Below are 26,611 nucleotides of genomic sequence, written 5' to 3'. Positions count from 1 at the left end.
TAGTAAAAATATACTATATATTCCAAGGTGATTCCAATGAGATTTTTGATTGAGTATAAGGATTTTAAAACGAAAGAAGAAACTAACTTTTCTTTGCAATTATTAGATACTTTTTTAAATGAACATTTAATAGGAGAGTTTCACGGAAGCACATTTGAGTGCATTTTGATCCGTTTTATAAATAATCCTAGCTCTAAGAAGAAGTACAAATTACGTGTTCTCTATGAAGATATAGCCGAAATTGAGCTGCCCGGAAATTTTATCAATAACAAAACTCTTAATGTAGAGGATTTCTTAACAGGTCTACATAGAGTTGAAGAGGCTATTATGTTGGTTAAAACTATAGAACTAAAGTCAGAACTCGACTTTAGTGAAGACAAACTTCTATTAAAGTTTCAACAGTCGATAAAAAATGCACCACGTACACTCGAAGAACTAAAGGCATACTTCAAGAAGCAAAAGCAAACAGTTCAAAGTAACTGGGCAAAACTAGCTGACCTTTCAATGAAAAGATCTTTGTCTAATCCAAAACCTCTAACAAAGCCATTAATAACAATTAGTATTTCTGCTCCTATCGAAGAAACAGAACCAAACCACTCTTTTATCTACACCGAAGTTTTCAGCAACCTGCTAAGGAAAGCAGAAGTGATGCTGCCGGGTTATAGTCACATCTTTATACATTTAGCGGACACACTAGTGGAAGCAAAACAAGAATTTGCTCCAAATCACCGGATAAAAGATGCATTTTCGATAATAGATACTAAAAAATATATGGCGAGTGACAACGAAACTAAATCAAATATGATGTTTAATAGTATAGTTTCAGCATTAAGAAGCATTACAAAGTTTGATCACTTAGAAGAGAATAAAATAGAATCTGTTATTGGAAAAATAAAAGAAGAAGGCACCGACATTGAGCTCACATACTTCTCGAAACAAAATGATAAGTATTTAGCCGAGGTCATTTATACAGTGCCCAAATCTCATCTTACAAATGCTCCATTTAAACTGCGTGTTACGGACCGTAATTCTAACGCTGTTAAAACTACAAAAATAGATGATATTAATTTATTTTGGTGCCCGTATAGCTTCGGAAGCATAAATATAAAAAAAGATTCAGTTGTTATTAAAGGGAGAAAGAGCCACAGAGCAGAGATTTCAAGGAGAGCTGACAAATTACCGGATGAATACATTTTTAAGATTAAAGATATATTTATTTAGCTTTTTATAATGGTTAGAAATAAATTTACAATCAAGAACACAATAGTAGTAAGGATGACTGTTCTTATCCCCAATTTTTTTATAAATATCTTACACTCTAAAAAACAAAACAAGCTGCGCATTTAAAATGCCAGCTTGTTTTGTCTGTTTTTTTAAGTAAAAAAATTACTTGTGGGAGAAAAAAACAGATAACAATATTCAGTATGAAGATTGCTCTTTGCAAGCAGCAATTCTACAGACCACAAGTTAGGGTTTCATTATTGTTATAAGACCAATAAGGCTAGTATCCCAGCTTAATCCCCTCATTTTAGGCGTATGTGAGGTAAAATATCTTTTGCATCTAGTGTTTAGAAGCTTCAATAGTGTTATTTAAAACCCTTAATTTAATGAGTTACATTACAAAATAACCCATAATATGCTATTTTTTGTGCTATAATGATAAATTAATAGGTGTTATAGAGGATATAAAGCCTATAATCTTATAATGAAACGGAGAAATGATATGAAAAGAGTAACGCGAGTAGCATTAGCCGGAGTAATTACATTAGGTGGTTTAGGATTAGGATCTGTAGCAAGTCTCCCATTGGTTCCAAATGGGCATATTCAAGAAGCTGATGCCGCTTCATCATACGGTGTATCGGTTAACTCAACTAAGACAAATTGGACAAAAGAAGAATCAATTATTATGAAGTTTATTAATCATAATTCATTTGAAGTACGACTTGTCGGTCAATTGCAGCATTTAGAGAATGGTAAATGGGTAAACGTGCAATCTGCATCCCAATGGTATGCAGTCCCTGGAGAGAAATTTGGAACGAGTTTTAAAGTTGATACTAATGGCACATACCGTTATAAGCTTGCTGTATATCATATAACCAAACCGCTAACCAATTATGATGGAACTTTCGCTGGAAACCTTTATAGCAGCAACTTTTACGTGAAATGATCAAGTTTTTTAATACAGTTATAATAAAAAAGGACTTGATTAGACATCAAGTCCTTTTTTGCTTATGTGCTTATTTAGTAGCATTAATAGTCTGTCTTAAAGTATCGGCGCTATAATATTCTTTGCCATTGAACCTATGTAAAGTTAACTGTTTCTCAAACTGTCAAGAGAGTCCTGAACATCCTTTTTTCTATTGCCCATAACACTTCTTAATTAATCTTTAAAGACGAATAGACTACATTTATACATTTTAGGATTGATTCTATTGCCAGACTTAACTTTTATATTTTCTAATACATATTGGCTTACTGTCCCTAAGGATGCTACAACAATAAGACCGAGCGTGAACAAATCTATATAAATTTACTTTTTTTATAAGTGACGCAACGAAAATTCTGGAGTGAAAATCTTATAAGAAAGAGGGAAGTAATGGACGTTCAAAAGGTAGCAAATTTATTTTTGATTTTTGTCTTAATGTCAGCAGGCATTTCATTGGTAATTGGCTTTGTTGTTGCTGTGAGAAGTACAAACTATAAGAAGGGATATATAAGTACTTTTATATCCAGTGTGGTCTTTTTACTACTGATTGTGAGCTGGTATGATAAAGCATCTTCAAACGTTTTTATGGGGACAATACCTTGGATTTTAAATGTTATTGCCGTCATTATTGTGTTACCACTGTACGTGTTAGTTGCTCGCTTTATATTTAAAAAGGTGACAAAAGGACAAAAAGGAACAAATGAAAAAATTAGCGGTTAACTTACTTTTTTCATCGTTTTCCCTAATCTTCACGATTTTAAATAAATGAAGATACACAAAAAAAATTTTTATCAATATCCTGTTAGAGAAGGTGATTGATATCATTTTCTGTAAAGGAGAGAACGTCTATGATTAAAGTTAATCAACAAATTGTGAAAATAAGCGATTTAAATAATAGTTCGTTAACAAAAGAAAAAGCAGACATTTTAAAACAAATGGATGCCTATAGGGAAGTGTATGAGTATGCTACATTTGACCAGCTTGATTTTGATGTATCTGTTAAATTACAAATTATTGAATCGTCTGTGTTGCTGCGCAAAAGCGGCGCTAGGTTTGCTACATTCGCCCGTTCTAGGTGCAACGAAAAGTATTGGAAACGAACCGATAACGGAGGGTTTCAGCTATTGCCTACCGTTTCTCCTCATCAGGCCATTGATGATATTTTCTACAACGGACACGAATATGCATTTGAATGCGCGACGGCTGTTATCATCATCTTTTACAAAGCTGTATTAAATAATATTGGAAAAGCAAACTTTAACAGGCTTTTTGCTGATCTTTACTTACACGATTGGCAATACGATGACGATCTTGAGCTCCATGGTTATAAAGGATCTGACTACTTGCCCGGAGACTGTGCGTATTTTAAAAACCCTGATTATAACCCTGATACTCCCCAGTGGAAAGGTGAAAACACCATTGTATTAGATGAAACTCTATATTTTGGTCATGGAATTGGAATTACGACGCGGGAAAGAATTATTGAAGTGTTAAATTTAAAGAGAAAAGACAACGCAAAGCAATCAGCTTACCTGTCAGATGAAATTGTCAGGCTTCACACCGCTCACCTCAGTTATTTGGCGGTTAGATACGAACCTGTTGTTTGGTATGACAGAAACAGCGCTATTATTTCCACTATTGGATCGATTACGTATGTAGCTTGAATGATCAAAGTTTTGATACTTTGGTCTTTTTTTGTAAAAAGGAAAGAATTACATGAAGGTAAATTTGAGAATTCAAAAGGATTTTATGTATAAAAGAAGAATCCATTTAATACGCAGGTCTTAAAACTAAAAGGAAAGGAGGAGATTACTATTAAAAATCGTGATAAAAGACGCAAGAGAAAACGCGGCGCATTAAAAGATTATCTGAAAAATAAGCTTGGTCAGCTAAAACCGAAGCCAAACAAAGGACCTGTCTCAAATTTAAAGTCTTCTGCTTAAAAAATCCCCCTAGTTTTTATATAGGGGGATTTTCTTTTGAATTTTCTTTTATTTTAAGGTTTAAATGTTATGAGTGGCATTTAAGGGGTAATTTGTGCACAATAGACATTGAATAGTTTATCTAATACGACAACGTAAGGAGAGATTAGACGATGGAAAACATGATTTTAAAACATATGGACGTTGTAAGAGGAATTACGATTAGTATCCTTGAAAAAACAACAGAAGAGGCAGCGGACATCACACCAAAAGGGTTCAATAACAATATTCACTGGAATCTTGGACACATTGCCTTTATTCAAGAAAAGCTTGTGTTTGGCTTAGCTGGTGAACCGATGCAAACGCCAGAGAGTTATGAAAGCTTTTTTGGTGCCGGAACAAAACCTGCCGATTGGACGGAGGCTGCTCCTTCTCTTGAAGAAATTGCGAATGTGTTGAAAGATCAAGCACATCGTATTAAAGAGTTTATGCCGGGGCAGTTTGATAAGCAGTTAATCACACCTTTTACAAATAAAGCGGGTATCAACTTTACAACAGTTGGCGAAACGTTTTTATTCAGTTTCTATCACGAAGCGATGCATGTAGAAACGATTAAGCAAATTGGGAAAGCAGCAGCTGCACAATAAGGAAATAAAAAAGAATAAATCACATATTCTTTATAACTATTTTACATAGCGCCTATGCATATACTGATCTATACAGCGCATAAGATGTAACATGAGCTGCTTTTCCTAATGCAGTTCGCAAGGAGGTGACAACGTGAAATTTCTTTCAGGTTTAACGACTCTTCTTGTGATTTTAGGCGGTTTAAATTGGTTAGCTGTAGCATTAGGCGTGAATGTAGTAGAAGAGCTATTTGGCTCTTGGGATTGGTTAGTAACAACGATTTATTGGTTAGTTGGCCTGTCTGCTCTTTATCAAATTTTTGATAAGTTCTTCGGAACGGGAGCAAGTGTCAAAAGCAAAGCGCTATAATAAATATTATTTTTTATTATCTCTTTAGGGGGTTTGAATGTATATTCAAACTCCCTTTTTCATGGATAAAAGACGTGACATCTTTACAAAATACGGTAAAATAAGGTAATAACCAAAAAGTAGGAGGGATGAGATGGAGCTTTGGGGTGTAGTACCTATCTTAGTGTTTGGAGTTCTTTATATAGGAATCATTGCTGGTATGATAGCTGTTATTGTTATAGTGTTAAAGAGAATGAAAGAGAGAAATCAATATTTACGTGAAATACGGGATGAACTGAGAAATCAAAACAAGATAACTATAGCAGAAAATAAAGAATAGAAGAGGGTTTAATAGATGAATAAAAGTGTACTTCCTAGCTTTTTTATCGTAAATCTTTTTTTTATTTACTGTTTATTATTTAATCAAGGATACATCTTTCAGCTAAAGAATCTACCTTACATATGGGCTATTTATTTACTTATTGGCACCTGTTTAGCTTTTTATTATATGCTGCGATACAAACAAAAAAGAGACGGACAGGTGCTGCTTTCAATCGGTATTTTAACTACAAGCATTAGTTCACTTGGCTGTTTGGGTTTCTTTTATTTCTTTTATCGTGCGATGGGTGGATAAGAAAGAGCACCAAAAGCAGAGACTTCAGTGAAAGTCTCTGCTTTTTATATGGAAATCTATTGTATAATAGAAAAAAAGAAATGGATGCAGGAGGGGAAATATGCGAATTGTTTCGCTTTGTCCAAGCAATACAGAACTAATAGCGTATTTAAAATTTGAGCATTTGCTCGTAGCAATTGATGATTATTCCGATTGGCCGCAGTCTATTCAGAGTCTGCCGCGTTTAGGTCCCGATTTATCTATTAATATGGATGCGGTGGAAGAAGCCAAGCCAGATTTAGTCCTAGCTTCACTAAGCGTTCCTGGAATGGAGCGAAATATTGAAGAACTTAAAAAACGAAAGATACCTTACGTCGTATATAATCCTAATTCGCTAGAAGATATCCGTCAAAATCTACAGGATTTAGGCCAGCGATTAAATATTGAAACAAAAGCAGCTGAACTGTTAGAGCGGTATGATCAGTTTCTTTCTACATATAAAGGAATGGCAAGTCAAATCGAAAAAACCACTGTATACTGGGAATGGTGGCCAAAACCCGTTTTTACTCCTGGAAAAGCAAACTGGCTGACCGAAATTAGCGTGTTAGCGGGAGGAGAAAATATATTTGCTGATCACAAAGAAGCAAATGTACAGAGTGATTGGGAAGAAGTGCTCAAACGAAATCCACATCACGTGTGTTTGGCTTGGGTAGGCGTACAGACAAACAAAGTAAATCCAACGATTTTACACAAGAGACCGAACTGGTCTGACATGCCGGCCATAAAAGAACATCGTGTATATGTACTAGAAGAATGGCTGTATTGTCGTCCTTCACCTCGATTGCTGTTAGGGTTAAAAAAACTCGCGCCGCTTCTTCATCCAGATACGTTTCCTGCATTTGACGGTAAGGACCCTTTATTATAAGAAAAAGGAGCGATACATATGAAAGATATTGAACAAATAAAACATACCCTTCAACACCGCTATCCTTTTTTACTTGTTGATCGCATCTTAGAGCAAGAAGAAGGAAAGCTTGCTGTAGGAATTAAACAAGTAACAGCAAATGAACCTTTTTTTCAAGGTCACTTCCCGGACTACATGGTAATGCCTGGTGTACTTATTGTGGAGGCTCTTGCTCAGCTCGGCGGATTTGCCATGGCTACGGATGACCACCAAAAAGGAAGACTTGCTTTTTTAGCAGGAATAGATGAATGTCGCTTTAAGCGTCAAGTAAGGCCAGGAGATACACTACGCTTAGAATTTGAGATTCTTAAGCAGCGCGGAAAGATTGTAAAAGGAAAAGGAAAAGCATTTGTAGGCAGCGAATTAGCTTGTGAAGCGGTCATTACCTTTGCTCTTGATGTATAATACAAACGCCTTTGTAAAAAAGCAGCTGATGTTAGTAAGATGAAAACGACCGATGTAAAAAAGGAAATAATTCAGGATAAAGCGTAGCGAGAAAACCGCCTTATGTCGTAAAAGCGGTTTTTTATGAATACCTTTTTACCTTTTGATAAAAGAAGAAACGGGGTATAGAAGAAAAAAGGGAGAGGGGAGAATGCAGTGAGAACATTAACGGAAGTTGTTGTATTACTCACACTATTGGGTACGTATATAGGCATCTCACTACTTGTCTACAAACGGAAAAGAACGAATCCGTTTTTCTACAGCATTTACTTTTATTTAGCTACCAGCGTCATTTTGATTTGCTTGGTTATCTTTTGGCTTCAGCTTCGTTTTGGACTCACTGATAAGCAAGTAGGAGGATTGCTTATCAGTGTGGTGGCATTCTTTTTACTTATTTATGGTTTGTTAAAAACAAGACAAAAAGACAGGTAGCCGGTGCTATCTGTTTTTATTTATATTTATGTTATATATTTTTATCAATTGTAGTGTCAATTCAATACATCTCTTCATATAATAAAGATAACAGCTTTCTTTTGCAGGTTAGTTGACATCGCAGCTTATAACTCGCTATTCTTTTGATAATTTATTTTGTGAAAGGAAGTGGACGTATGGATGCATCCCGCATTATAGCTAAGTTAGAAAACCGGATGCCGACAATCCTTGGGATGGAGCAGTTCTCCCGCTTCGGCATTCTTGTTCCGCTTATTGAAAAACAAGGGGAACTACAAGTTTTATTTGAAGTAAGAGCGCTCGATTTACGTAGACAGCCCGGAGAAATTTGTTTTCCAGGAGGGCGTGTTGAAAAGACGGATGCAGATGAAAAAGAAACGGCTATCCGTGAAACCTCTGAAGAGTTAGGGATTACACCCCAATCTATTCAGCACGTACAAGCTTTAGATTATATTGTTTCTCAATTCGGAACAATCATTTATCCTTATGTAGGTTTCATTGATAGGTCGCTTGAACTTCGACCGAATCCTTCGGAAGTAGCAGAAGTATTTACCGTGCCTCTTTCTTTTTTTCAGCGTACCGAACCTGATATACACAATATTAATTTCAGAGTAGAACCCGAACATAATTTTCCTTATGACGCGATTATTGGTGGTGAAAATTATAATTGGCAAACAAGAGAGATGGAAGAACATTTTTATTACTATGAAGATCGAGTCATATGGGGACTGACAGCAAAAGTAATTTATCATTTAATACATGTATTAAATGATAAATAAAAAGCAGCGAATACGTATTCGCTGCTTTTTTATATTAAATAGATTGAATAGCTTCTGTGATAGGTGTATCACCTGAAACTAAATCAAAAGAACGTCCGAATGTATGATCTTCACTTAACGTTTCTACTACCACACGCGCGACATCTTCACGAGGAATGGATCCGCGCTCTTTGTTCTCACCGGCATCTACACGTCCTGTTCCTGGTTCGTTTAACAATCCGCCTGGACGAACAATTGTATATGTTAATCCGCTTGCTTCTAAGATTTTATCTGCATAATGTTTGGCTACATAGTAAGGAATTAGTGAAGTATTCCAGTTTTCACGGTGATGTGCTTGAAGGGCGCTTACCATCACAAATCGTTTAATTCCTAAATCTTCTGCAGCTTCCATCGCTTTTACTGCTCCATCTAAATCAATTAAAAGTGTCTTATCATGACCTGTGCTGCCGCCTGATCCTGCGCTAAAGATAACGGCGTCACAGCCTTTCATCACTTCCTTAATTTCATGCACAGTGCCTTCTAAGCTTGCAAAAGCCGTTTCTACACCTCTTGCTTCAAGCTCTTTTGCTTGTTCTTCTTTACGAACCATCGCACGTACAGTGTGCACATCACTTTCATTCAAAATGTTTACAATATGTTTGCCTACTTGACCATTCGCACCAATTACAAGAACTTTCATGTCTAAATTTGCTCCTTTCAAATCCAAATACTTATATATTATTGTTTCATATTCACCGTTTTCATTCAATGAATGAGCTCAAAATCCGGTGAATAAGGGGAAAGTAAGAAAATATATTAAAAAAATGAAAAACAAGAAATAAAAACTAATTTACAAACAAAAAAAGGAAAAAAATAGTTCATTAAACCCAGTGTCTGAACTGTTTAAATTTTGTAAATTTTTCTCAAACCCTTGGTAATACAACACTTCTTAAAAACAGTATCTCTTTTAACATTTCCCGATACAACCTATATAAACACATTTTGATAATTTTAAACTTTTACTTCGGAAAAATTTTTTGTTATTATGTTTTAGTCATTAAAATATTCACGAACGAAATATTTAGTCCGAGCGGACAAAGGAGAGGATAAAATGAACACATTACAATACTTAGTCGCAGAACGTGCAGAGATTTCTCCTCAACATGAAGCACTAGTTGAACATAATGAACGTTATACATTTAATGAATTTCATGAAAAAGTAAATCAATTGTCTCATTACTTCTTAGAGAAAGGAATTCAAAAAGGAGATCGTATTGGTATTTTAGCTCATACAAGCATTGCTTACCCAGTTGTTACAATGGGGATTTTACAAGTGGGAGCAGTCGTTGTTCCATTAAGTAAGAGCATGACGCCTTATGAGCTTGATAGCATTATTACAAGCGGACAGTTAAAAGCGATTATCCACCACAATGAATTTACGTCTGTATTAGAAAAAGCGGAACAAACGGCTGGACTTAGCTTTACGTTAAAAATTGAGGATGCAAAAGAATTTACAACTCAATTCTCAGCGTATAACACAAACACACCAGAAGCACTTCCTGAAGTACTTCCTGAAGATTTAGCATTAATGATGTTTACATCAGGTACAACAGGTAAATCAAAAGGATGTATGATTGCACACGGATCGGTAAGTGCCTTTTTAAACTCTGGCGGACAGGAAGAACGTGCAAATATTGATAAAAGCATGCGCTATTTATTTGTTCATCCATTCTTCCACATGAGTTCGATGAGCATTTTATTTATGTGCATTAACACAGGAAACACAATGGTATGTTCTGAAGAAACAGATCCAGCTAAAGTAATTGAGGTAATCGAAAAAGAAAACATTAAAATGCTGTTTGCACTACCACCAGCATTAAAATACATCGTAGAAGAGCTTGAAAAAGGAGATCACTATGATTTCCCTCTAAAACTTGCTGTGTCAGGCGGAACAAAAGTATCAGAGTCTTTAATCGAACAATATGACCGTAACGGTATGATTTTAGCTCAAGGATACGGAAGCACAGAAGCTTGGATTATCAGTTCATGGCATCCTCAAATGGGATGGAAGAAAGTAAGCTCAGCTGGGAAACCGGCTCCACATGTGGAAGTTAAAATTGTAGACCCAGAAACACGTCAAGAAGTTCCAACTGGAGAAAAAGGTGAAGTGCTTGTACGAAGCCCTTATCTATTTAAAGGCTACTGGCAAAACGAAGAAGCAACAAACGCTGTCTTACAAGATGGCTGGTTAGCGATGGGCGATGCAGGTCGATTAGATGAAGACGGATTTCTTTATATTGAAGGACGCTATAAAGATGTAATTGTATATGGAGGAGACAACATCTACCCAGATCAAGTAGAAGAAGTTGTCCTAGCAGCAGACGGTGTGTTAGAAGCGACAGTTGTCGGCATGCCTGATGATGTGTACGGCGAAGTTCCATATGCATTTGTTGTTAAACAAGCAGCGTCAGCTCTAACTGAAGAAGACGTAGTGAATTTCTGTAAAGAACGATTAGCACCATATAAAGTGCCAACTGTTGTATTTGTTTCATCACTTCCTAAAAACAGCGTAGGAAAAGTGTTGAAAAACGAAGTGAAAAAACAAGCCTTAGCACACGCATAATAAAAAAAGCGGCCTTTATAGCCGCTTTTTTTATATTTATTGCTGTAATTTTTGAGATATTTTTTTCATAATGTGAAAGTATTGATCTCTTTCTTCTTCTGATAAGTGTGAAAGTAAATCTGACCAAAAATCGACACGAGTAGCTTGCAATATTTCGACAACTTTTTCGCCTTTTTCTGTCAACTCTACCCACACGCTTCGGCGGTTTTGCTTTTTATATATACGATTCACAAGCTCATCATCTTCTAATTGATTTAATACAATGGTGATAGCACCGGGTGAGAGCCCAAGTACTTTTGTGATATCGCTAACAATACAGCTTTTTTTATCGTGAATCGTCTTTAAGATTGCCTCTTTTGTTGAAGTTAAATGGTAGGGAAGCAAATCATATTTCTCACCGATTACGGTGTTTTTATATTTTAAAAGAGCTTCTTTTACATGATCTATACTTTCTAGCTGATGACTAATCTCTTCTTTGCTATAACGTTCAGTCAAGCGTAAATCCTCCTCATAAAACAAATTCCATTTTTACCATTATACCATGTATAATGCCCATAGAAAAATGAACAACACCGCGAAAATTGTCAGAAAAATTTTAAAATAATTACCATAATTCGTTAAAAAATCCTTGTTTTCGTGCTATTATATATAAGAATAGTAATAACAGGAAACGCATACAACATTTGTTTTCTATTGAGTTCATAAGAAAAAATGGGGTCTATGAACATCATTCCGCTTTACCTCATGTGTTGAATAAAGAAAAAAATATAAAAAATGGTGAGTATTCACTTTGGCAGATCGTCTTTTATAAGATGTTTGTATAAAATGAATGTATACATATTTTTATAGAAAAAACATATTGAGGTAAAGCCGAGATATGGGGGGATTCAATTACATGAAGAAAGTCTTAGGGGCGCTCTTGCTTGGCGCGACAATTGTTAGTGCGTTTATTGCGTACGGCATGTATACAAATCATTCCGCAAAGCAAACAGCTGCGATAGAACAAAAACAAGCGGCTAAAAAACCAGAAAAAAAGGCTGAGAAAAAGAAAAAGCCAGTCCTTAAAGTCGAAGAACTGACGTATCAGTTAAAAGATTCCCGTACAGGAGAAGTAATGAAAGAATTCAAGCCGGTTCATTACAAGGATAAAGGTGTATATGATCAAGAAATTAAACAGTTAGCGTCTGAGCTGGCAAAAGGGATCGATACACCTATGCAAAACATAAAAATAGATGAAAATGGATCGTTGACTGGCGGATCCAAGCAAATCATCTTAAAAGAAGCAGAACTTGTTAAAAATCTGCAGAACTTAAATACGAAACAATTGGAGGTAAAGGTTCCGATATACGAAACCGCTCCAAATGTCACGGCAGCATCTGCTCAAGGGATCGCCGATGTATCATTAGCTTCGTATTCTACACGTTTTCGTCCAAGTGATACAAGCAGAAATAGAAATGTTCAGCTATCAGCAGAAGCAATTAATAACGTTGTGTTAGGACCAGGAGATTCATTTTCTTATAATCAAACAGTTGGGGAGCGCACAGCAGAAAGAGGCTATCAGCCTGCTCCTGAAATTATCAATAAACAGCTGGTGATGGGAATTGGCGGAGGTATTTGTCAAACATCTTCTACGTTATTTAACGCGATTGACGGCGCTGGTCTTCAAGTGACAGCTAGGTCTCACCATTCAAAACATGTAGGTTATGTACCTGCGGGAAGAGATGCGACCGTATCGTGGGGAGGACCTGATTTTAAGTTCACAAACAACAAAGATTATCCTGTCATCATTAAAGCATATGCAAACGTAAATACAGGTGTTTTAACGGTAGATGTTCGTACTTCACAGCGTGCTATCTAATAAAAAAAGACGTATCCTAACAGATACGTCTTTTTTTCATTTATTATGCTTTTTGTTGCTCGCGTTCACGAAGTTCCACACGTCGAATTTTACCTGAATTAGTTTTTGGTAATTCATCAATAAATTCAATTACGCGAGGATACTTGTAAGGTGCAGTAAGAGTTTTTACGTGATTTTGCAGCTCTTTAATAAACCCTGCATCTGTTATTTTTGCATGATCGACAAGAACCACATACGCTTTTACAACATGGCCGCGATCAGCATCTGGGCTAGCTATAACGGCACATTCTTTCACCGCTGGATGCTTAATTAATGCATCTTCAACTTCAAATGGCCCAATTGTATAGCCGGAACTGATAATGATATCATCTCCGCGTCCTTGGAACCAGTAATAGTTATCTTCATCTTTAGAAGCGCGGTCGCCTGTTAAATAGTAGTTTCCTTTATACGTTTTCTCAGTGCGCTCCATGTCTTTATAGTAGTGCTTGAAAAGAGAAGGGAGGTCTCTACGAACGGCAATGTCTCCAACTTCTCCAGGCTTACAAGGCTCGCCGTCTTCATTAATGATTTCTACAAACCCTTCAAGCATCGGTTTACCCATTGAACCAATCTTCGTTTTTACACCTTTTAAGGTACCAATCAAAAGGGTATTTTCCGTTTGGCCGTATCCATCACGTACTTGGATATTAAAATATTTTTTAAACACATTAATTACTTCTTCATTTAGCGGTTCTCCGGCAGATACAGCGCTATGAAGGTGAGACAGGTCAAAACGTTCAAGCTCATCAATTTTAGCCATAAAGCGATACTCTGTTGGCGTGCAGCACAGTACGTTTACTTGTTCATCCTGTAAAATTTCTAAAAACTTTTTAGGTTCAAAACGTCCGTTATAAATAATGCCTGTTGCACCTTGTCCAAGTACAGATAAAAACGGAGTCCAAATCCATTTTTGCCAACCAGGACCTGCTGTTGCCCAGACCGTATCGCCTTTTTTAATATCTAACCATTCAGCAGCAGCGATACGAAGGTGAGCATAAGCCCATCCATGAGTATGAACAACGCCTTTTGGCTGTCCTGTTGTACCAGATGTATAAGGAAGGAATGCCGTATCATCCTTAGTTGTGTTAGCTGCTTGGAACTGTTCTGATGCATCCGCTGTAAGTGACTCTAAGCGCGTCCACGACGTAACATCAGCACCAAATGTAATTTTATGTTGTAGAGAAGTAGGGAAGTTTTCAATCTTATCGATCTCATTGCAGAAAGGATGGTAAGAAATAATCGCTTTTGCTTCAGCGTGATGTAAACGATATTGGATATCTTTTGCGCGTAATAGTTCTGAAGAAGGAATTACAATAATACCTGCTTTTAAGCATGCTAAGTAAATAGCATACGATTCAATAAGGCGAGGTGCGATAACCAACACGTGATCGCCTTTTGTTAATCCTAGCTCCGTTAGCCCGTTTGCCACCTTATTTGCTTTTGCTAACAGCTGGTTATATGTAATTTCCTCACGCACACCGTCAGCGTCCTGCCACTTTAGCGCAAGTTGATCGGATGCATGTTTTTCAATTTCCTCTGTTAAGTTGTAATGTTCACTTGGAACTAAATCTTTTAGTTGAATCATAAAAACGACTCCTTATATTATAGATATCAATGATTTTTTATCATTACTATTATTATATTACTAACTATTAGTACTTGCTACTAATTTGTTTTGGGTTTTAGTAAAAAAGCAAAAAAAGACCCGCTTGTCTTATTACGACAGCGGGTATAACATATGTTATTTAAATAAGCTCCATTTTGTATGAATAGGTACTAGCTCTTCTTCAGACTCGTCCTCTTCGTATAAACCACGTTCTTTTAAGTATTCCACAAAATATAAGTCTGCTTCCTTACGTTCATCATAAGGCTTAATCGATAAAACAAACCCTACTTTATGCTGATCTTCATTTTCAACGCCTGAGAGATACGCTTTTACATTATGCTGCAAGAATAGCTCTTTAGCGGGAATAATTAAGTCCTTGACAAACTTCGACAGTAATTCTAACTCAAAGTCGAAGGTGAACTTAGCAATTTTTTCTAGATCTGCAAATACCACGCCGATAAAACTCGTATTATGTATTTCGTAGTCTTTCGTTTTTTCATCCCATTCAATATGTCCGATTTCCTTTAAGTAATTAATAAAATACCCAATGCCTTCATCGCGGCCAAAAGGTTGTTTAGAAAGAACCAAACCGATCTTTTTGTACTTAGGCAGATACACGCATGAGATAGCGGCTTCAACTTTATGCTGTTGAAATAAGTGTGTTGCCCCTTGAAGCAAAGCATCTAAGACATGATGGGTAATTTTCATTTGTTTACGAGGAAAGTGATATTCGTTGCGTGCTAATTCATCTGTATCAGCAAACGTTGCTCCAATAAAGCCTGTGTTGGATAGGGTAGGAGGGAGCTTCTTTCTTTTTCTTTTTCGTACCGTCATTCAAAAACACTCCTTGTGATCATCAATACGATAAAAAATAAAACGAACATATGTTCTTATCTAATGATACAAAAAATGTGTCGAAAAGTAAAGAGGAGTTAACGGAGAATTTGAAATTTTATAATAAAAGTAGCTAATGATCTTAAAACGTAGCGGTCATTAAAAGATGGAAAAGAAGAGGGGGAGCAAAAAAAATAAAAGGCTGCAGATGAAAAGCATCCACAGCCTTTTATATATTCATTAACGAGCTTCTGTTAAAGCTACCATATCTTCATCATCTAAATCGATATCTACGTGACAATCCATTGTATGAATTGTTTTATCTTCATGATTTCCATAATAAATTGTAATGTTCATGAGTATCGCTCCTTTAAAACTGGATAATGACATCCAATTTATACCGTCATCTATTTGTTTAATATTATACCCGATGAAAAAGGAAACTACAACTAAAATCACTAAAAAGCTGATAGGAAAGGGGTTTGCTGTAATTTTAACACAGAATTTTATAGAATAAAAATACTAAATGATGTATTTTATTGCAGAAAATACGAGGTTTTGACTTTTATAAATGAATAAAAATCCATTTAATGCAAACATATGTACTAAATGAAAAATATACGTTCAGTAGCAAATAAATCCTTAAGATATTAAACGCAAACAGATTTCAACTTTTTGCAAAATGTTCATTGAGAATACGATGAGAAAAAATGAATGAGTGTAAAACTTAATTTCTATAAGTAAACTCATTCATTTTTCAAACTCTCTAATTATAATCTAAAAATCAATCGAACTGATCAATCCTAAAAATAAACTGGTGAAATTCATATGTATTTCTATAAAATCATATCTGCAATTGTTCAATTAGAACAAATCTTGATGCTAATTAGTTTAGTGAGTTAGATCATATAAATACGAACCCTATCTCATTTTTAAATCTTGTCTCACTATCATAAGTATACTTTTATAATGAGACAAGATTTGTGTTTTATCAATTGGTTCCTAGAATATATATTATGTAAACTAGAAAAAGAAATAAAATCATTGAGGTCTCCCTTACTCTTAGATCCTTAGAATACCTATCGTCTTTTACTTTTTCCTTAAAGTGTGTAAGTTCTCTTTCAAGTCAGCTAGTTTTTGCTTTTATAAGTTTAATTTGCTGGCTGTAAACAGAACTCTTAAAAATCGCCTAAATGACGAACTTTAAGTCAAATGAATTAAATTATGTACAAGCTATGGATTATATCTTAGAAGTGGTTAAAATGGCCGCTCACTTAATCGCAATTGCCTGAATACGCCAGTACGTATCATTTTATATGTAATTAAGGAATTTCCTTATGGTTTATCCTAGAACTTTACAATTTTGCATCACAAGTTTACAGTAGCTATGAATCAGTGTGATAGTAGTTGATTTAATGTAGAAGCGCAAAAAAAGGAAAAAGAATAACTTCTTCCCCTCCATCCGCTTGTCATACAAACTTTTCAAGTTGCTAGTTTCAAGGCTTCACTCACTAAGGTATGTTTCCCAATCGTAGTCATGAATTTTATCAAATTGCCCAAACTCATTTCTTTCGTAAGCACATAGCGGTGTTTCATTTATAAAAGCTAAAATTGAGTCATCAACATTTAAAACAACTCCTAGAGCTACAATTTGAAAATTATCTGGATTACTGTTGAACTCATCTTCTTCGTATCCGCTAAAGATAACCCATCCTGAATCATTCGGTTCATTTGGTTTATCCTTTAACAGGAAATTAAACTCGTTTCTTTCTAAAACATCATTGCTAACTGTTACGAGAGCATTAAAGTAATAGTCCATCTTTTCAGCGTCATCGTCTTCATATTCAGTATCACAAATATGTTCAGTGCCAAAATGCAGGATTTGACCAAGTTTTAAGCTCTTTAAATGATAAGGTTCATTATCAAGCTTTCCAACAAAGTTCTCTTTGTTTCTATCCGTAATTTCCACCCACATTCTTTCTCCTTTGTAACCATCTGTATCTGAATCACTAAAGAAAACTAACTTCACCAGGTCTCCCGCTTTTAATTTATCCGTCACCGCTTTGCTTGGCTTGTAAAATGTATAAGGAGATTCTTTGTTTCTTTTGTAAACGTTATCTAATTGCCAAGGTGTATTATCCTCAATTTTTTTATTGTTAGCATGTTTTTTGAACCAATTTTTCATACAATACATTACCTCTTTGATTTATATAATTTAAATTTCTTTAATTGGATACTGAATTAAAATGGATTCTAACCCTTGAATAAACGCATCTATGTAAGTTAAATCTGTTTCAAATTCAAACTTTAGTTCTGTTCCCCAGCCAGCGGGATACTGTATAAACCCATCTACACTAACATTTTTTTCTTCCATTCATAGTCAATGTGAAACCAAAATAGGGTTCAGTGGTTAGAAAAATAATTTTGTTCCATGGAAACTCCTTCGTTTTATAAATAAAATTTTTAGATAATCTAAACTTATGTTTTAATACTCTTTTGGGTTCATGATGGTGTAAACTTTTATGTTCTTTTCCTCAATCCCTATAAAATGAGCTTTTTGCCTTGTATCTAGCCCTCTAAGGGTTCCGCTTAACTTACCTATTTTTTTAAAACTACTCTCTCCTGCTTTCCAACTGTATAATGCTCCTCTCTTATTGTATGGACTGTAAAAATAGCTATATTCTCCTCTAATACTTATTGCTTGTGATCCATGTAACGTTTCAGGAGTTTGATGTACAATGAAGGAATTTTTCTCGGGATTTACTTGAATTAACTCAAAATCTGTATATGGATATAGCCAAAGTGTCATATTTTTACCTCTGCAAATTGCATAGCAATCTGCAATGGACGGAGCATCTGGTAAATGAGAATGATATTGAAAAGTTGGTGAACCTGTATTATCAAATAATACTAACCCTTCTGTTGATATCCCTTCACCAAAAACGCCTTCGTCAAAATAGCTGCACCATATTCCATCTTTACTAACAGCTATGTCTTGTACAGCATCTCCACAATAAAATGACCGAATGACTTCTCCAGCAATATTCATAATAAAAAGATTGTGCTCTTCTCCCTTGGTTCTGGCATTCATTATCAAAAAATGCTTATAATCAATCCATCTGACAAAAGGATAGTTTATTTTTAAACGTGGATAAAGTGTAGTACCGTTTACAGACAGTTCGAATTTATTATGACGTTTTTGAACTAAGACTAGTCCATATTTATCTCTATAATCTGCATCAATAATAGTTAAATAAGTGTCATCAGGTTCAATACTAAAAATAGTCGCCGCTTCAATGTTCAAACTTGGTCACTCCTTATATTATAAAAAAGAAAAGTAAATCTACTGTTTTTCTAACAAGTCTTCTAATTCTGTCAATAAATCATACGGCTCGACTTCTAACCCAATTAACTTGGCATTCCAGTTAACACCAACTAACAAATCGTCGTCATTCATTCCGTATAGCCAATTATCCATAAATTCCTCCAACGGTATAGATGCTGATTTATAATGTGACCATCCTTCTACTGCACATTGCTTTGCATATGCTTCATCCGACCAAAAAAGCATAACGACTGTCTGTTCATATTTATTCGATTCACATACGCACCAGCCATCTTCACTTTTTAATCCCCAGACCACAGTGCTTTCTGAAACTCTTTTAACAAAATTTGCGTAGCGTCTCTTCGAATTTACAGTTAGATCAAGTTCCATTGCTAATCTCCTCGTTTCCTTGTTATGTTTTTAAGCAATAAAATATCCCTGATAACTTTAATTACTTTCTGCTGCCACTGCCTCCTGCTTTAACTGAATAATCCTAACTAACTTTATTTAGGTGATTATGGTAATATAAGTCTATCATAGGTTATCACCAAAATAGGTTATTTACCTTTTAAAATAGCTGATTTATCTAATTACTAGATAGAAAGGAATTAAAAGCATGTCAAACAATGAAGATAAATATGAATACACAGAATCAGGGGATGTTTTATACACTCATAAAGGTTCAGGTAAGGATTTTGATCCAAATGTTGACATAGATGAAGAAGCAAGAGAGATTATGGAAGCTCATATTGAACGTTATTTTGGACCTATTTATATGGTCTATCATGAAATTATGTCTCATCTTGTACATGTAGATGTCTATCATATTGCACCTAGTGAAGAACGTCCTTACCATACGCTTATTACTCAAGGAATGAGTGATAAGGCAATGAATACTCCGCCAGAAGTCGAAGGTGGTCGTTATACTGAACTCCTTTGTTTTTTACCACCAGAATGGGACCTTTCAGAAGAAGGATTTAAGCAAGAAGAAATATATTGGCCAATTGAAAATTTAAAATTTTTAGCTCGCTTCCCCCATGAATTAGATACATGGGTAGGGTTTGGTCACACGATTCAAAATGACAACCCAATTAAACCATTTAGCTCTAATACAAAGCTTTGTGCTTCTCTTTTGCTCCCTCCACTAACTGAAGAAGAAGCCTGGAGCGTTCATATCCGTGAAGGAAAAGATGTTGAGTTCTATAATGTACTTCCTCTTTACGAAAGTGAAATGAACTATAAAATGAAGCGTGGAACTGATAAGCTACTTGATAAATTTGATAAACACGGCATCAGCCAAATATATGACATTCATCGTAAAAACGTATGTAAAAAAATGTGGTTCTAAAAAAGCCTACTTAGTCAAGTAGGCTTTTACCATGTTACCGTTGTTTATTATTTTTCAATTCTCTTTTTAGTTTTCATATCAAATTTGGCTAACACCTGTTTTTCTTGCTTGACAACTAAAACTCCATCTAAAAGTTGTAGTTCTAGCTTTTTTAACTGTTGGTCAGATGCTTTCAAAGGAGAAGCTTGCTCTTTATTAGTTGAACCTTTAAACCCTAAATCATAATTCAAAGTAAAATTTCCTTGTTCATTATATCTGAGAATGCTAGGAGACGAAAAACCATATCCCAGTCCAGACCTATCTTGATTATCATCAGGATTAAATACATTGAAGCCAACGCTCTCTTCTAGTGCATTTTTTAATGGTATATGAGGCTGAATTTCCATTTCAATTCCTTTGTCCGGATGTTCTTTCCCAACGCGTTTTTTACCTGTGTTTTTTAAGTCGATTTCGTAATATAAACTAGTAGGCACGAGCTCTTTTCCTTTGTCTTTTCCTTCTGTGATAATGGTTGAACCAACTAAACGTTTATCCGTAACAATCGATACATCCACTTTCACAAGTTCAAGGTGATTTCCTAACTCGTGAGCCTCTTTTTTACTTAGTCTGCTCGTTTTATCCACAGGTGGAGAGGGATTTTGGCAAGCGGTCGTGAGTAGAAAGAGAGCAAGCAGTGCGAATATATAACGTTTTTTCATCTGATTTCTCCTTTTGTGCATAATTTAGAAATATATTCTATGAAATTATACCTTAAAAAAGAAGCAACTCCCTTTTAGTTAGGAACGCTTCTTTTAATAAACCTTTTTTCTTTTTATTAGTAACCATCTACCGTAACATCAGTAATTGACCCATCACTAGGACTTACTTGATACCAACCTTGTGTAGCTGTATGTTCCTCTCCTGTATCTTCATTATCCACAACATTTTCATAAACATGGATAATATAGTTTCCTGAGTCGTCAAGGTGATCGTATTCTACAAGAAGAGGTGAATCTTCAGATATGCCTTGTTGGTCACGAACTAGCTGGATAGCTTGCTCTTGGGAAACTGTTTGTTCGGCTGGTTCCTCTTCCTCAAGGGTTTCTGTATCTTCTTCTTGCTCTGATTCTGATTCTGTTTGCGCCTCATCTTCCGAATCAGCCTGAGTTTCCTCTTCCTCTTGCTGTTTCTTCTCTTCTTCTGCTAAACGTTCTTCCTCCGCTTTGCGATCTGCTTCTGCCTGAGCTTCAGCTTCTGCATCAGCCTTGGCCTTGGCCTGCGCCTCTTCTTCTTTTTGTTTGTCTTCTTCTAGCTGCGCGTAGTAATCATCTAATTCTTTTTCCATTTGCTGCTGCTCAAGGTCTGATAATTGCTTTTGTTGTTCTTGTATTTGGTTTTGAAGCAAAGCAATTTGTTCTTCTGAAGCATTATCAACAAAATTGATGTTTTCTACATAATCACCACTGGCGTCAAAATTAACTTCCATCATACAAAAAACATTTTGCTCTTGATTAATCCCGTAGTAAATATACTGATTGTCACCTACTTGGATATACTGATAACCATTCATTACGTTTAATAAGTAATCGCGATCAGCTTCTTTAGAATTAACGGCTTTTTTAATGGTTGATGCTTTTGTTTGTAATGTATTTGGCGATGATTCTTTTACAGCCGTTTTGTTGCCGTTTTCTTTCGTATGAACCGCTGTTGATTTCTCTGCAGACTCTTCTTTTTGCGATACCGTTTCACTGGACTCATCACTACACCCTGCTAGCAATACGGCTAACAACGGAATGCCAAAAGCAACTTTCAACATTTTCATAGACTATTATCCCCTTTTTTTATCTTTTTTTAGGTTTTATATAATTCTAAAGAACTATAAAACCTTAGGGGTTATTATACCAAAATTAAGAAAATATAAGAATATTTTCTTGTTTGATTTATGGTATTTTTTTGAAAAGATTATCTTTTTATGCATAAAAAACACAAAGCCATGTACTTTTCATAACACGGCTTTGTGTTTTTGTAATCGCTGTTAATGATGAAATCCATTGTCGTATTTCGTGTCTTTAAGAACAGGTCTATCCAATGAGTTAAGAAATTCAACGGCTTGTTTGAAATTAACCATAAATAAATGAGCAAGGTCTCTTGAAAATCCATTTCTAACAACAATGCGCATGATTGTGATTTCTTCCATGTCTGCTGGGAGTGGATAAGCAGGCACTTGCCATCCATACGTGCGCAGTTGTCTAGACAGGTCATAAAGAGTCCAGTTTGGCGTGTATCCTTCTTTTAGTTTCCAAGCAAGAACCGGGATATCTGAACCATCGGCGATAATTTCGAATGCGTCCATTTCTCCAATTTCTTGGCTGAGAAACAGCGCGTTTTCTTGGGAGGTTTTTTGCACGGCATAATAGCCCTCTTTACCTAAACGTAAGAAATTGTAGTACTGTAAAAGGACTTGTGCTCCTGGTCTAGAGAAGTTAAGCGCAAAAGTTGGCATGTTGCCCCCTAAATAAGAAACGCGGAAAATAAGATCTTCAGGCAAGTCTTCTTTTTCTCTCCAAATCACCCACCCTAAACCAGGATAGACTAAACCGTACTTGTGTCCCGATACGTTAATGGACTTTACTCGCGGCAAGCGGAAATCCCAGATAAGGTCTGGTTGAAGAAACGGAGCGATAAAACCTCCAGAAGCAGCGTCTACGTGGATAGGAATATCTAATCCTGTCTTTTCCTGCAACTCATCCAATGCTTTTGCAATAGCAGCAATTGGTTCGTAAACTCCTGTATACGTCACTCCAAGAATCGGTACGACACCAATTGTATTTTCGTCAACCGCATTAATGACGCCTTCTGGATCTAAATAAGGATGATCTGCATTAATGTTCACATAACGAGGCTCTACGTCCCAATAGTTTGCGAACTTCTCCCACACCACTTGAACGGATGAACTAAATACAATGTTCGGCCGGTCTGTTGATAGCCCTTTACTTTTACGCAGTTTCTGCCACCGTCTTTTTAACGCCAGTCCACCAAGCATACAAGCTTCAGATGAACCTGTAGTAGAAACACCCATCGTTGTATCAGGATTAGGTGAATTCCACAAATCCGCTAAAATACGTACACATCTCTCTTCAATAGCCGCTGTCTGCGGATACTCGTCTTTATCAATCATATTTTTATCAAAAGACTCTCCATACAAACGCTTTGCATCAGGCTCCATCCACGTAGTAACAAACGTAGCTAAATTTAAGCGGGCATTCCCGTCTAAAGCAATTTCATCATGAATGATTTGATAAGCTGTTTCGGGAAGCATACCTTGATCACCAATACGCAGCCTTGGAATCGTCACTTCTCCTTGTCGAGAAAAAAGCGGATTAACAGGAAATTCATCAGGTAAATTTTTTTGTTCACGATGCGGATGCCATTGAGGCATAAAGTATCATCTCCTTATGTATATCTAACAAATTGCTTTACGTTCCACCTGGTGTTGTAACAAGCAGGTCTCCTTTACACATTATGAGCTTTGAAACCTATTTTCATTCTTTTCATTATTCGTAGCACGTAAGGACGAACTTTATTTAATAATACCCATGAAAATAGTCTTGCCAAACTCAAAAGGTGTAAGATATGGTAATATATTCTAAAGGAGGTTTTTAGATGGAGAAACAAGGAATTATTTTGCAAGACAAGTTTTTCGAATTAGGTGAATCTCCTATCTATAATGAATCACAAGACATTGTTGGAAATGTCGCATATAAGTTATCTATTGCTAATAAATTTGAGATTTTAAAAAACGAAGAGATCGTGTTTACAGGTAAATCTAAAATGTTTGCCCTTATGCCAAAGCTGATTATTTCAGATCACCACGGAAATGAAGTTGGAATGATTCAACGGAAATTCACTTTTTTTAAAAAGAAGTATCTTTATATTAGAAACGACGGCGATACATATGAAATTACGGGGAATATAACAGATCGTAAATTTGACGTTTTACGTTCCGGCGTTCCTGTCATTCAAGTCCGCACACTTTCTTCGTTTCTGTCGTTACGTCCGCACACGTTTGCTTTAGAATTTCTTGAACCTGATCTTGATAAGTGGGAAGGAATTGCGGTTGTACAAGGTGTAAGGATGATGGTGAAAGACGAAAACAGCAGTACAGCTACTGCTCCGGCTCAATAGTGGTTATGTGATATCAAAAAACGAACAAACTTTATATTGAAGTTTGTTCGTTTTTTGATTAAGGACCGAATACTAATGTACCGATGACATGGTAGCCAATTGGTACAAGAAACAAGATGATATTTAAAATAATCGCCCATAGACAGAGCTTGTCTTTTTTTATAAAAAAACCAATAATTGCAGGGACAATCATGAGCGGAACTAAAAAGATAGGTGCGATAATAGGAAGACCTTGAAGCTTTTCAGCCTCAACAAGTCCTGTAAAAAAGTTAAGGATCAATAAAGTATTAATGATAACATATAAAAGTGAAATTCCTCCAAGAACCCCACCTATTATCCCGCTTTTAGTTGTTTTAACAGTAGCATCCACGTTTCTATCACCTCATTTTTTAGAAATATAAGTAAACTATACTATAATGTGGTTTTTATTGTAAAGGTAAGGTATGGAGAAAAAACACTGTAGCAATTGCTACAGTGTTTTTTTATAAACAGTGCATTTTTTCTTCTGCTTCTTTCCAAGGAACCGTATATCCCTGTCCTTTGGCGCAAAAGACAGAGGATGAGCTGTATTCCGGATCTGCCTCTTTATTGTAGCGGATTCGTTCAATAACTTCTTCTTCATTATGACAACGTTCATACCCTCCGAATAATAGAGACATCGCTCCTTTTCCGTGCGTAAAAGATGCTAGCGTCGAACCGTAGTTCATAAAAGTAGCAACAGGAACTTTCCCTGTAATAATCGCTTTGTTTTCGGTTGTTACAGGAGAATCAAAGCGGCCGTGTGCGCTTTGAACATCAGCTAATACCCTCCCCATTTGATCAATATCCACTTTAATTTTAAAGTCATAATACGGTTCTAGCACAATATTTTTGGCTTTTTCTAACCCTTGTCGTAATGCTCGGTACGTTGCTTCTCTAAAATCTCCTCCGCTTGTATGCTTGTTGTGAGCTCGTCCGGTACACAACGTCACTTTTAGATCAGTAGTAGGCGACCCCGTTAGCAAACCGTGATGCGGCTTTTCAAATATATGCTGACGGACCAGATTTTGATACCCAACGGATAAATCATCGGCGTGACAAGCATTTTCAAAGGTAATTCCGCTGTTTTGTTTCGCTGCTTCTATTCTCAAGTGAACTTCTGCATAGTGTTTCAACGGTTCAAAATGCCCGTAGCCCATCACTGTATTTTCAATAGATTCTTTGTACAAAATTTCTGGTTCTTCAAACTGTACGTTTATATTAAAGCGTTCTTTTATCAGTTTTTCGAGAACTTCAAGCTGAATGGCTCCCATCACATGAATATGAAGCTCTTGAGTCCTTTCTTCCCACGTCACATGTAAAGAAGGATCTTCGGCATCTAATAGTTGAAAAAGTTTAATTCCTTCTTTTGGATGAACAGAAGGATCAAAAACAACTTTTGATTTTAACGTAGGCAAAAGTTCATAGGAGCGGCTTTCTTTTAACGTTCCAAGACCGTCTCCAACGGATGCGGAAGTCAATCCTGTAACTGCAAAAAGTTCGCCGGCTGAACCTTCATTTACGTTTTTGAATGTGCTTCCGTTATAAGCACGAATTTGAGTGATTTTTTCTTCGTATAGCTCTCCGTTTTTTTCATAAGCCACTTCATCACGCACTTGCAGTGTCCCGCTTAGAGCTTTGATAAACGTGATGCGCATGCCGTTTTCATCGTGCCGAATTTTATATACACGCCCTGAAAATGCTTCTTCCTGCGAGTAGTGAGTTTCTGTTAGCAAATCGAGCTTTTCTAAAAAACTTTCAATACCGATGTCTTGCAAAGCTGAGCCACAAGCACACGGGAAAATCTGATTGGCTTGAAAAAGCTTTTGCATAGCCGCTTTCCAATAAGCTTGATCATTCTTGCCTTCCATAAATGCATCTAAAAGCTCTTCATCTTTTTCAGCTGTAAATTCAATAAGTTCCTCACTTAACGAGCCGTCTATAAGCTCTGAAGTTATGTCAAAAACATCAGGGGTTAAGTTATGTTTAATATCATTTATAACACGTTCAGGATCTGCTCCTACACGATCGATTTTATTGATGAAAAAGAATACGGGCACACGATGTTTTTGAAGCAGCTGCCAAACCGTTTCTGTATGCCCTTCCACTCCCTCGACTGCGCTTAAGATAACAATCGCATAGTCCATCACTTGAATAGAACGTTCCATTTCAGGTGAAAAATCGACGTGGCCAGGTGTATCAATTAAATAATAAGTAGAACCGTTATATGAAAAAGTTCCTTGGTCAGCAAATACCGTAATGCCCCGTTCTTTCTCAATCGTATGAGTATCAAGAAACGAATCTTTGTGGTCAACTCTTCCTCGCTGTTTAATACTTTTTGTGTGGTAAAGAAGCTGCTCGGAAAACGTAGTCTTCCCTGCATCCACATGCGCTGCAATACCGATTGTTTTGTTGAATTGTTTCATTGTTAAATACCACCTTACTGCTGTATGTATAGCTGTTA

General features: G+C 36.1%; 29 protein-coding genes. 16 read left to right on the top strand and 13 right to left on the bottom strand.

Annotated elements, in window-relative coordinates:
* Positions 1–36: 36 nt before the first annotated feature.
* From ACH6EI_RS12295 to ACH6EI_RS12240, 12 genes are all read left to right on the top strand, one after another.
* A complete protein-coding gene (locus tag ACH6EI_RS12295; protein ID WP_099331012.1) occupies positions 37–1,221 on the top strand; it encodes a hypothetical protein in 1,185 nt (394 codons plus the stop codon).
* Positions 1,222–1,723: 502 nt separating this feature from the next.
* Positions 1,724–2,167, top strand: a complete 444-nt coding sequence (locus ACH6EI_RS12290; protein WP_049164640.1) for a hypothetical protein — start codon at positions 1,724–1,726, stop codon at positions 2,165–2,167.
* A 429-nt stretch (positions 2,168–2,596) separates the two neighbouring features.
* On the top strand, positions 2,597–2,926 hold the full coding sequence (locus ACH6EI_RS12285; RefSeq protein ID WP_028413289.1) for a hypothetical protein: 330 nt from the start codon (positions 2,597–2,599) through the stop codon (positions 2,924–2,926).
* Between the two features lie 128 nt (positions 2,927–3,054).
* The gene (locus tag ACH6EI_RS12280; RefSeq protein ID WP_099331013.1) at positions 3,055–3,870 is read left to right on the top strand and encodes a protein-glutamine gamma-glutamyltransferase; all 816 of its coding nucleotides are present in this window, start codon (positions 3,055–3,057) and stop codon (positions 3,868–3,870) included.
* A 431-nt stretch (positions 3,871–4,301) separates the two neighbouring features.
* Positions 4,302–4,775, top strand: a complete 474-nt coding sequence (locus ACH6EI_RS12275; protein ID WP_099331014.1) for a DinB family protein — start codon at positions 4,302–4,304, stop codon at positions 4,773–4,775.
* Between the two features lie 133 nt (positions 4,776–4,908).
* Positions 4,909–5,124 (top strand): DUF378 domain-containing protein, encoded by a 216-nt coding sequence (locus ACH6EI_RS12270; RefSeq protein WP_013057146.1) that lies wholly within the window; start codon positions 4,909–4,911, stop codon positions 5,122–5,124.
* Positions 5,125–5,257: 133 nt separating this feature from the next.
* Entirely contained in the window at positions 5,258–5,443 is a 186-nt protein-coding gene (locus ACH6EI_RS12265) for a hypothetical protein (protein ID WP_034266296.1), read from the top strand.
* 15 nt (positions 5,444–5,458) lie between these two features.
* A complete protein-coding gene (locus ACH6EI_RS12260) occupies positions 5,459–5,737 on the top strand; it encodes a hypothetical protein (RefSeq protein ID WP_099331015.1) in 279 nt (92 codons plus the stop codon).
* A 100-nt stretch (positions 5,738–5,837) separates the two neighbouring features.
* Entirely contained in the window at positions 5,838–6,641 is an 804-nt protein-coding gene (locus ACH6EI_RS12255; RefSeq protein WP_099331016.1) for a cobalamin-binding protein, read from the top strand.
* 18 nt (positions 6,642–6,659) lie between these two features.
* Positions 6,660–7,085, top strand: a complete 426-nt coding sequence (fabZ, locus tag ACH6EI_RS12250; protein ID WP_033579045.1) for a 3-hydroxyacyl-ACP dehydratase FabZ — start codon at positions 6,660–6,662, stop codon at positions 7,083–7,085.
* Between the two features lie 195 nt (positions 7,086–7,280).
* Positions 7,281–7,556 (top strand): hypothetical protein, encoded by a 276-nt coding sequence (locus tag ACH6EI_RS12245; protein ID WP_014459988.1) that lies wholly within the window; start codon positions 7,281–7,283, stop codon positions 7,554–7,556.
* Positions 7,557–7,732: 176 nt separating this feature from the next.
* Positions 7,733–8,353, top strand: coding sequence for an NUDIX hydrolase (locus ACH6EI_RS12240; RefSeq protein ID WP_099331017.1), 621 nt, complete (start codon positions 7,733–7,735; stop codon positions 8,351–8,353).
* Between the two features lie 34 nt (positions 8,354–8,387).
* On the opposite strand, the gene ACH6EI_RS12235 is transcribed toward ACH6EI_RS12240, so the two are convergent.
* Positions 8,388–9,032 carry an SDR family oxidoreductase gene (locus tag ACH6EI_RS12235; protein ID WP_028413280.1) on the bottom strand — a complete coding sequence of 215 codons (645 nt, stop codon included), beginning with the start codon at positions 9,030–9,032 and terminating at the stop codon, positions 8,388–8,390.
* Positions 9,033–9,443: 411 nt separating this feature from the next.
* Here ACH6EI_RS12235 and ACH6EI_RS12230 point away from each other — a divergent pair, with 411 nt between their 5' ends.
* Positions 9,444–10,955 (top strand): class I adenylate-forming enzyme family protein, encoded by a 1,512-nt coding sequence (locus ACH6EI_RS12230; RefSeq protein WP_033579047.1) that lies wholly within the window; start codon positions 9,444–9,446, stop codon positions 10,953–10,955.
* Between the two features lie 36 nt (positions 10,956–10,991).
* On the opposite strand, the gene ACH6EI_RS12225 is transcribed toward ACH6EI_RS12230, so the two are convergent.
* Positions 10,992–11,450 (bottom strand): MarR family winged helix-turn-helix transcriptional regulator, encoded by a 459-nt coding sequence (locus tag ACH6EI_RS12225; RefSeq protein WP_013057155.1) that lies wholly within the window; start codon positions 11,448–11,450, stop codon positions 10,992–10,994.
* A 400-nt stretch (positions 11,451–11,850) separates the two neighbouring features.
* Here ACH6EI_RS12225 and ACH6EI_RS12220 point away from each other — a divergent pair, with 400 nt between their 5' ends.
* Positions 11,851–12,813 carry a VanW family protein gene (locus tag ACH6EI_RS12220; RefSeq protein WP_033579048.1) on the top strand — a complete coding sequence of 321 codons (963 nt, stop codon included), beginning with the start codon at positions 11,851–11,853 and terminating at the stop codon, positions 12,811–12,813.
* Positions 12,814–12,856: 43 nt separating this feature from the next.
* On the opposite strand, the gene mbcS is transcribed toward ACH6EI_RS12220, so the two are convergent.
* From mbcS to ACH6EI_RS12190, 6 genes are all read right to left on the bottom strand, one after another.
* On the bottom strand, positions 12,857–14,437 hold the full coding sequence (gene mbcS, locus ACH6EI_RS12215; protein ID WP_098626523.1) for an acyl-CoA synthetase MbcS: 1,581 nt from the start codon (positions 14,435–14,437) through the stop codon (positions 12,857–12,859).
* Positions 14,438–14,593: 156 nt separating this feature from the next.
* Positions 14,594–15,292: a hypothetical protein gene (locus tag ACH6EI_RS12210; protein WP_014459981.1), complete on the bottom strand. Its 699-nt coding sequence runs from the start codon at positions 15,290–15,292 to the stop codon at positions 14,594–14,596.
* Between the two features lie 1,504 nt (positions 15,293–16,796).
* Positions 16,797–17,477 (bottom strand): immunity protein Imm33 domain-containing protein, encoded by a 681-nt coding sequence (locus tag ACH6EI_RS12205; RefSeq protein ID WP_051418568.1) that lies wholly within the window; start codon positions 17,475–17,477, stop codon positions 16,797–16,799.
* Between the two features lie 30 nt (positions 17,478–17,507).
* Complete coding sequence (locus ACH6EI_RS12200) at positions 17,508–17,666, bottom strand: hypothetical protein (protein WP_155916280.1); 159 nt, start codon at positions 17,664–17,666, stop codon at positions 17,508–17,510.
* A 111-nt stretch (positions 17,667–17,777) separates the two neighbouring features.
* Complete coding sequence (locus ACH6EI_RS12195; RefSeq protein ID WP_099331018.1) at positions 17,778–18,596, bottom strand: TetR family transcriptional regulator; 819 nt, start codon at positions 18,594–18,596, stop codon at positions 17,778–17,780.
* A gap of 39 nt (positions 18,597–18,635) precedes the next feature.
* Positions 18,636–19,007 carry a DUF2750 domain-containing protein gene (locus ACH6EI_RS12190; RefSeq protein ID WP_028413274.1) on the bottom strand — a complete coding sequence of 124 codons (372 nt, stop codon included), beginning with the start codon at positions 19,005–19,007 and terminating at the stop codon, positions 18,636–18,638.
* A 226-nt stretch (positions 19,008–19,233) separates the two neighbouring features.
* Between ACH6EI_RS12190 and ACH6EI_RS12185 the strand changes: the two genes are divergently transcribed.
* Complete coding sequence (locus tag ACH6EI_RS12185; protein ID WP_028413273.1) at positions 19,234–19,965, top strand: suppressor of fused domain protein; 732 nt, start codon at positions 19,234–19,236, stop codon at positions 19,963–19,965.
* Between the two features lie 47 nt (positions 19,966–20,012).
* Here the strand turns inward: ACH6EI_RS12185 and ACH6EI_RS12180 are convergent, their stop codons facing one another.
* The 3 genes from ACH6EI_RS12180 to gad form a co-directional block, all read right to left on the bottom strand.
* Entirely contained in the window at positions 20,013–20,663 is a 651-nt protein-coding gene (locus ACH6EI_RS12180; RefSeq protein ID WP_397377364.1) for a hypothetical protein, read from the bottom strand.
* 116 nt (positions 20,664–20,779) lie between these two features.
* Positions 20,780–21,766, bottom strand: a complete 987-nt coding sequence (locus tag ACH6EI_RS12175) for a hypothetical protein (RefSeq protein WP_108674724.1) — start codon at positions 21,764–21,766, stop codon at positions 20,780–20,782.
* 213 nt (positions 21,767–21,979) lie between these two features.
* Positions 21,980–23,383, bottom strand: a complete 1,404-nt coding sequence (gene gad, locus ACH6EI_RS12170; protein ID WP_028413270.1) for a glutamate decarboxylase — start codon at positions 23,381–23,383, stop codon at positions 21,980–21,982.
* Positions 23,384–23,607: 224 nt separating this feature from the next.
* Between gad and ACH6EI_RS12165 the strand changes: the two genes are divergently transcribed.
* Complete coding sequence (locus tag ACH6EI_RS12165) at positions 23,608–24,129, top strand: LURP-one-related family protein (RefSeq protein ID WP_098999351.1); 522 nt, start codon at positions 23,608–23,610, stop codon at positions 24,127–24,129.
* A 58-nt stretch (positions 24,130–24,187) separates the two neighbouring features.
* On the opposite strand, the gene ACH6EI_RS12160 is transcribed toward ACH6EI_RS12165, so the two are convergent.
* Both ACH6EI_RS12160 and ACH6EI_RS12155 read right to left on the bottom strand, forming a co-directional pair.
* Positions 24,188–24,499 carry a hypothetical protein gene (locus ACH6EI_RS12160; RefSeq protein ID WP_034327748.1) on the bottom strand — a complete coding sequence of 104 codons (312 nt, stop codon included), beginning with the start codon at positions 24,497–24,499 and terminating at the stop codon, positions 24,188–24,190.
* 112 nt (positions 24,500–24,611) lie between these two features.
* Positions 24,612–26,573: a GTP-binding protein gene (locus ACH6EI_RS12155; protein ID WP_099331020.1), complete on the bottom strand. Its 1,962-nt coding sequence runs from the start codon at positions 26,571–26,573 to the stop codon at positions 24,612–24,614.
* Positions 26,574–26,611: the final 38 nt, after the last annotated feature.

The sequence above is a fragment of the Priestia sp. JSM ZJ58 genome, from assembly GCF_044383985.1.
Classification (GTDB): Bacteria; Bacillota; Bacilli; order Bacillales; family Bacillaceae_H; genus Priestia; species Priestia zanthoxyli.
Note: the sequence above shows the minus strand (reverse complement) of the source record. Positions and strands in the feature narration are given on the sequence as shown.

Bases quoted from the DNA above. Each gene is read 5' to 3' on its own strand.
- ACH6EI_RS12240 (WP_099331017.1), top strand. From the start codon at position 7,733: ATGGATGCATCCCGCATTATAGCTAAGTTAGAAAACCGGATGCCGACA.
- gad (WP_028413270.1), bottom strand. From the start codon at position 23,383: ATGCCTCAATGGCATCCGCATCGTGAACAAAAAAATTTACCTGATGAA.
- ACH6EI_RS12285 (WP_028413289.1), top strand. From the start codon at position 2,597: ATGGACGTTCAAAAGGTAGCAAATTTATTTTTGATTTTTGTCTTAATG.
- ACH6EI_RS12230 (WP_033579047.1), top strand. From the start codon at position 9,444: ATGAACACATTACAATACTTAGTCGCAGAACGTGCAGAGATTTCTCCT.
- ACH6EI_RS12275 (WP_099331014.1), top strand. From the start codon at position 4,302: ATGGAAAACATGATTTTAAAACATATGGACGTTGTAAGAGGAATTACG.
- ACH6EI_RS12210 (WP_014459981.1), bottom strand. From the start codon at position 15,292: ATGACGGTACGAAAAAGAAAAAGAAAGAAGCTCCCTCCTACCCTATCC.
- ACH6EI_RS12295 (WP_099331012.1), top strand. From the start codon at position 37: ATGAGATTTTTGATTGAGTATAAGGATTTTAAAACGAAAGAAGAAACT.
- mbcS (WP_098626523.1), bottom strand. From the start codon at position 14,437: ATGATTCAACTAAAAGATTTAGTTCCAAGTGAACATTACAACTTAACA.
- ACH6EI_RS12205 (WP_051418568.1), bottom strand. From the start codon at position 17,477: ATGAAAAATTGGTTCAAAAAACATGCTAACAATAAAAAAATTGAGGAT.
- ACH6EI_RS12255 (WP_099331016.1), top strand. From the start codon at position 5,838: ATGCGAATTGTTTCGCTTTGTCCAAGCAATACAGAACTAATAGCGTAT.
- ACH6EI_RS12235 (WP_028413280.1), bottom strand. From the start codon at position 9,032: ATGAAAGTTCTTGTAATTGGTGCGAATGGTCAAGTAGGCAAACATATT.
- ACH6EI_RS12155 (WP_099331020.1), bottom strand. From the start codon at position 26,573: ATGAAACAATTCAACAAAACAATCGGTATTGCAGCGCATGTGGATGCA.
- ACH6EI_RS12180 (WP_397377364.1), bottom strand. From the start codon at position 20,663: ATGAAAAAACGTTATATATTCGCACTGCTTGCTCTCTTTCTACTCACG.
- ACH6EI_RS12280 (WP_099331013.1), top strand. From the start codon at position 3,055: ATGATTAAAGTTAATCAACAAATTGTGAAAATAAGCGATTTAAATAAT.
- ACH6EI_RS12165 (WP_098999351.1), top strand. From the start codon at position 23,608: ATGGAGAAACAAGGAATTATTTTGCAAGACAAGTTTTTCGAATTAGGT.
- ACH6EI_RS12260 (WP_099331015.1), top strand. From the start codon at position 5,459: ATGAATAAAAGTGTACTTCCTAGCTTTTTTATCGTAAATCTTTTTTTT.
- ACH6EI_RS12220 (WP_033579048.1), top strand. From the start codon at position 11,851: ATGAAGAAAGTCTTAGGGGCGCTCTTGCTTGGCGCGACAATTGTTAGT.
- ACH6EI_RS12185 (WP_028413273.1), top strand. From the start codon at position 19,234: ATGTCAAACAATGAAGATAAATATGAATACACAGAATCAGGGGATGTT.
- ACH6EI_RS12175 (WP_108674724.1), bottom strand. From the start codon at position 21,766: ATGAAAATGTTGAAAGTTGCTTTTGGCATTCCGTTGTTAGCCGTATTG.
- fabZ (WP_033579045.1), top strand. From the start codon at position 6,660: ATGAAAGATATTGAACAAATAAAACATACCCTTCAACACCGCTATCCT.
- ACH6EI_RS12290 (WP_049164640.1), top strand. From the start codon at position 1,724: ATGAAAAGAGTAACGCGAGTAGCATTAGCCGGAGTAATTACATTAGGT.
- ACH6EI_RS12265 (WP_034266296.1), top strand. From the start codon at position 5,258: ATGGAGCTTTGGGGTGTAGTACCTATCTTAGTGTTTGGAGTTCTTTAT.
- ACH6EI_RS12190 (WP_028413274.1), bottom strand. From the start codon at position 19,007: ATGGAACTTGATCTAACTGTAAATTCGAAGAGACGCTACGCAAATTTT.
- ACH6EI_RS12200 (WP_155916280.1), bottom strand. From the start codon at position 17,666: ATGGAAGAAAAAAATGTTAGTGTAGATGGGTTTATACAGTATCCCGCT.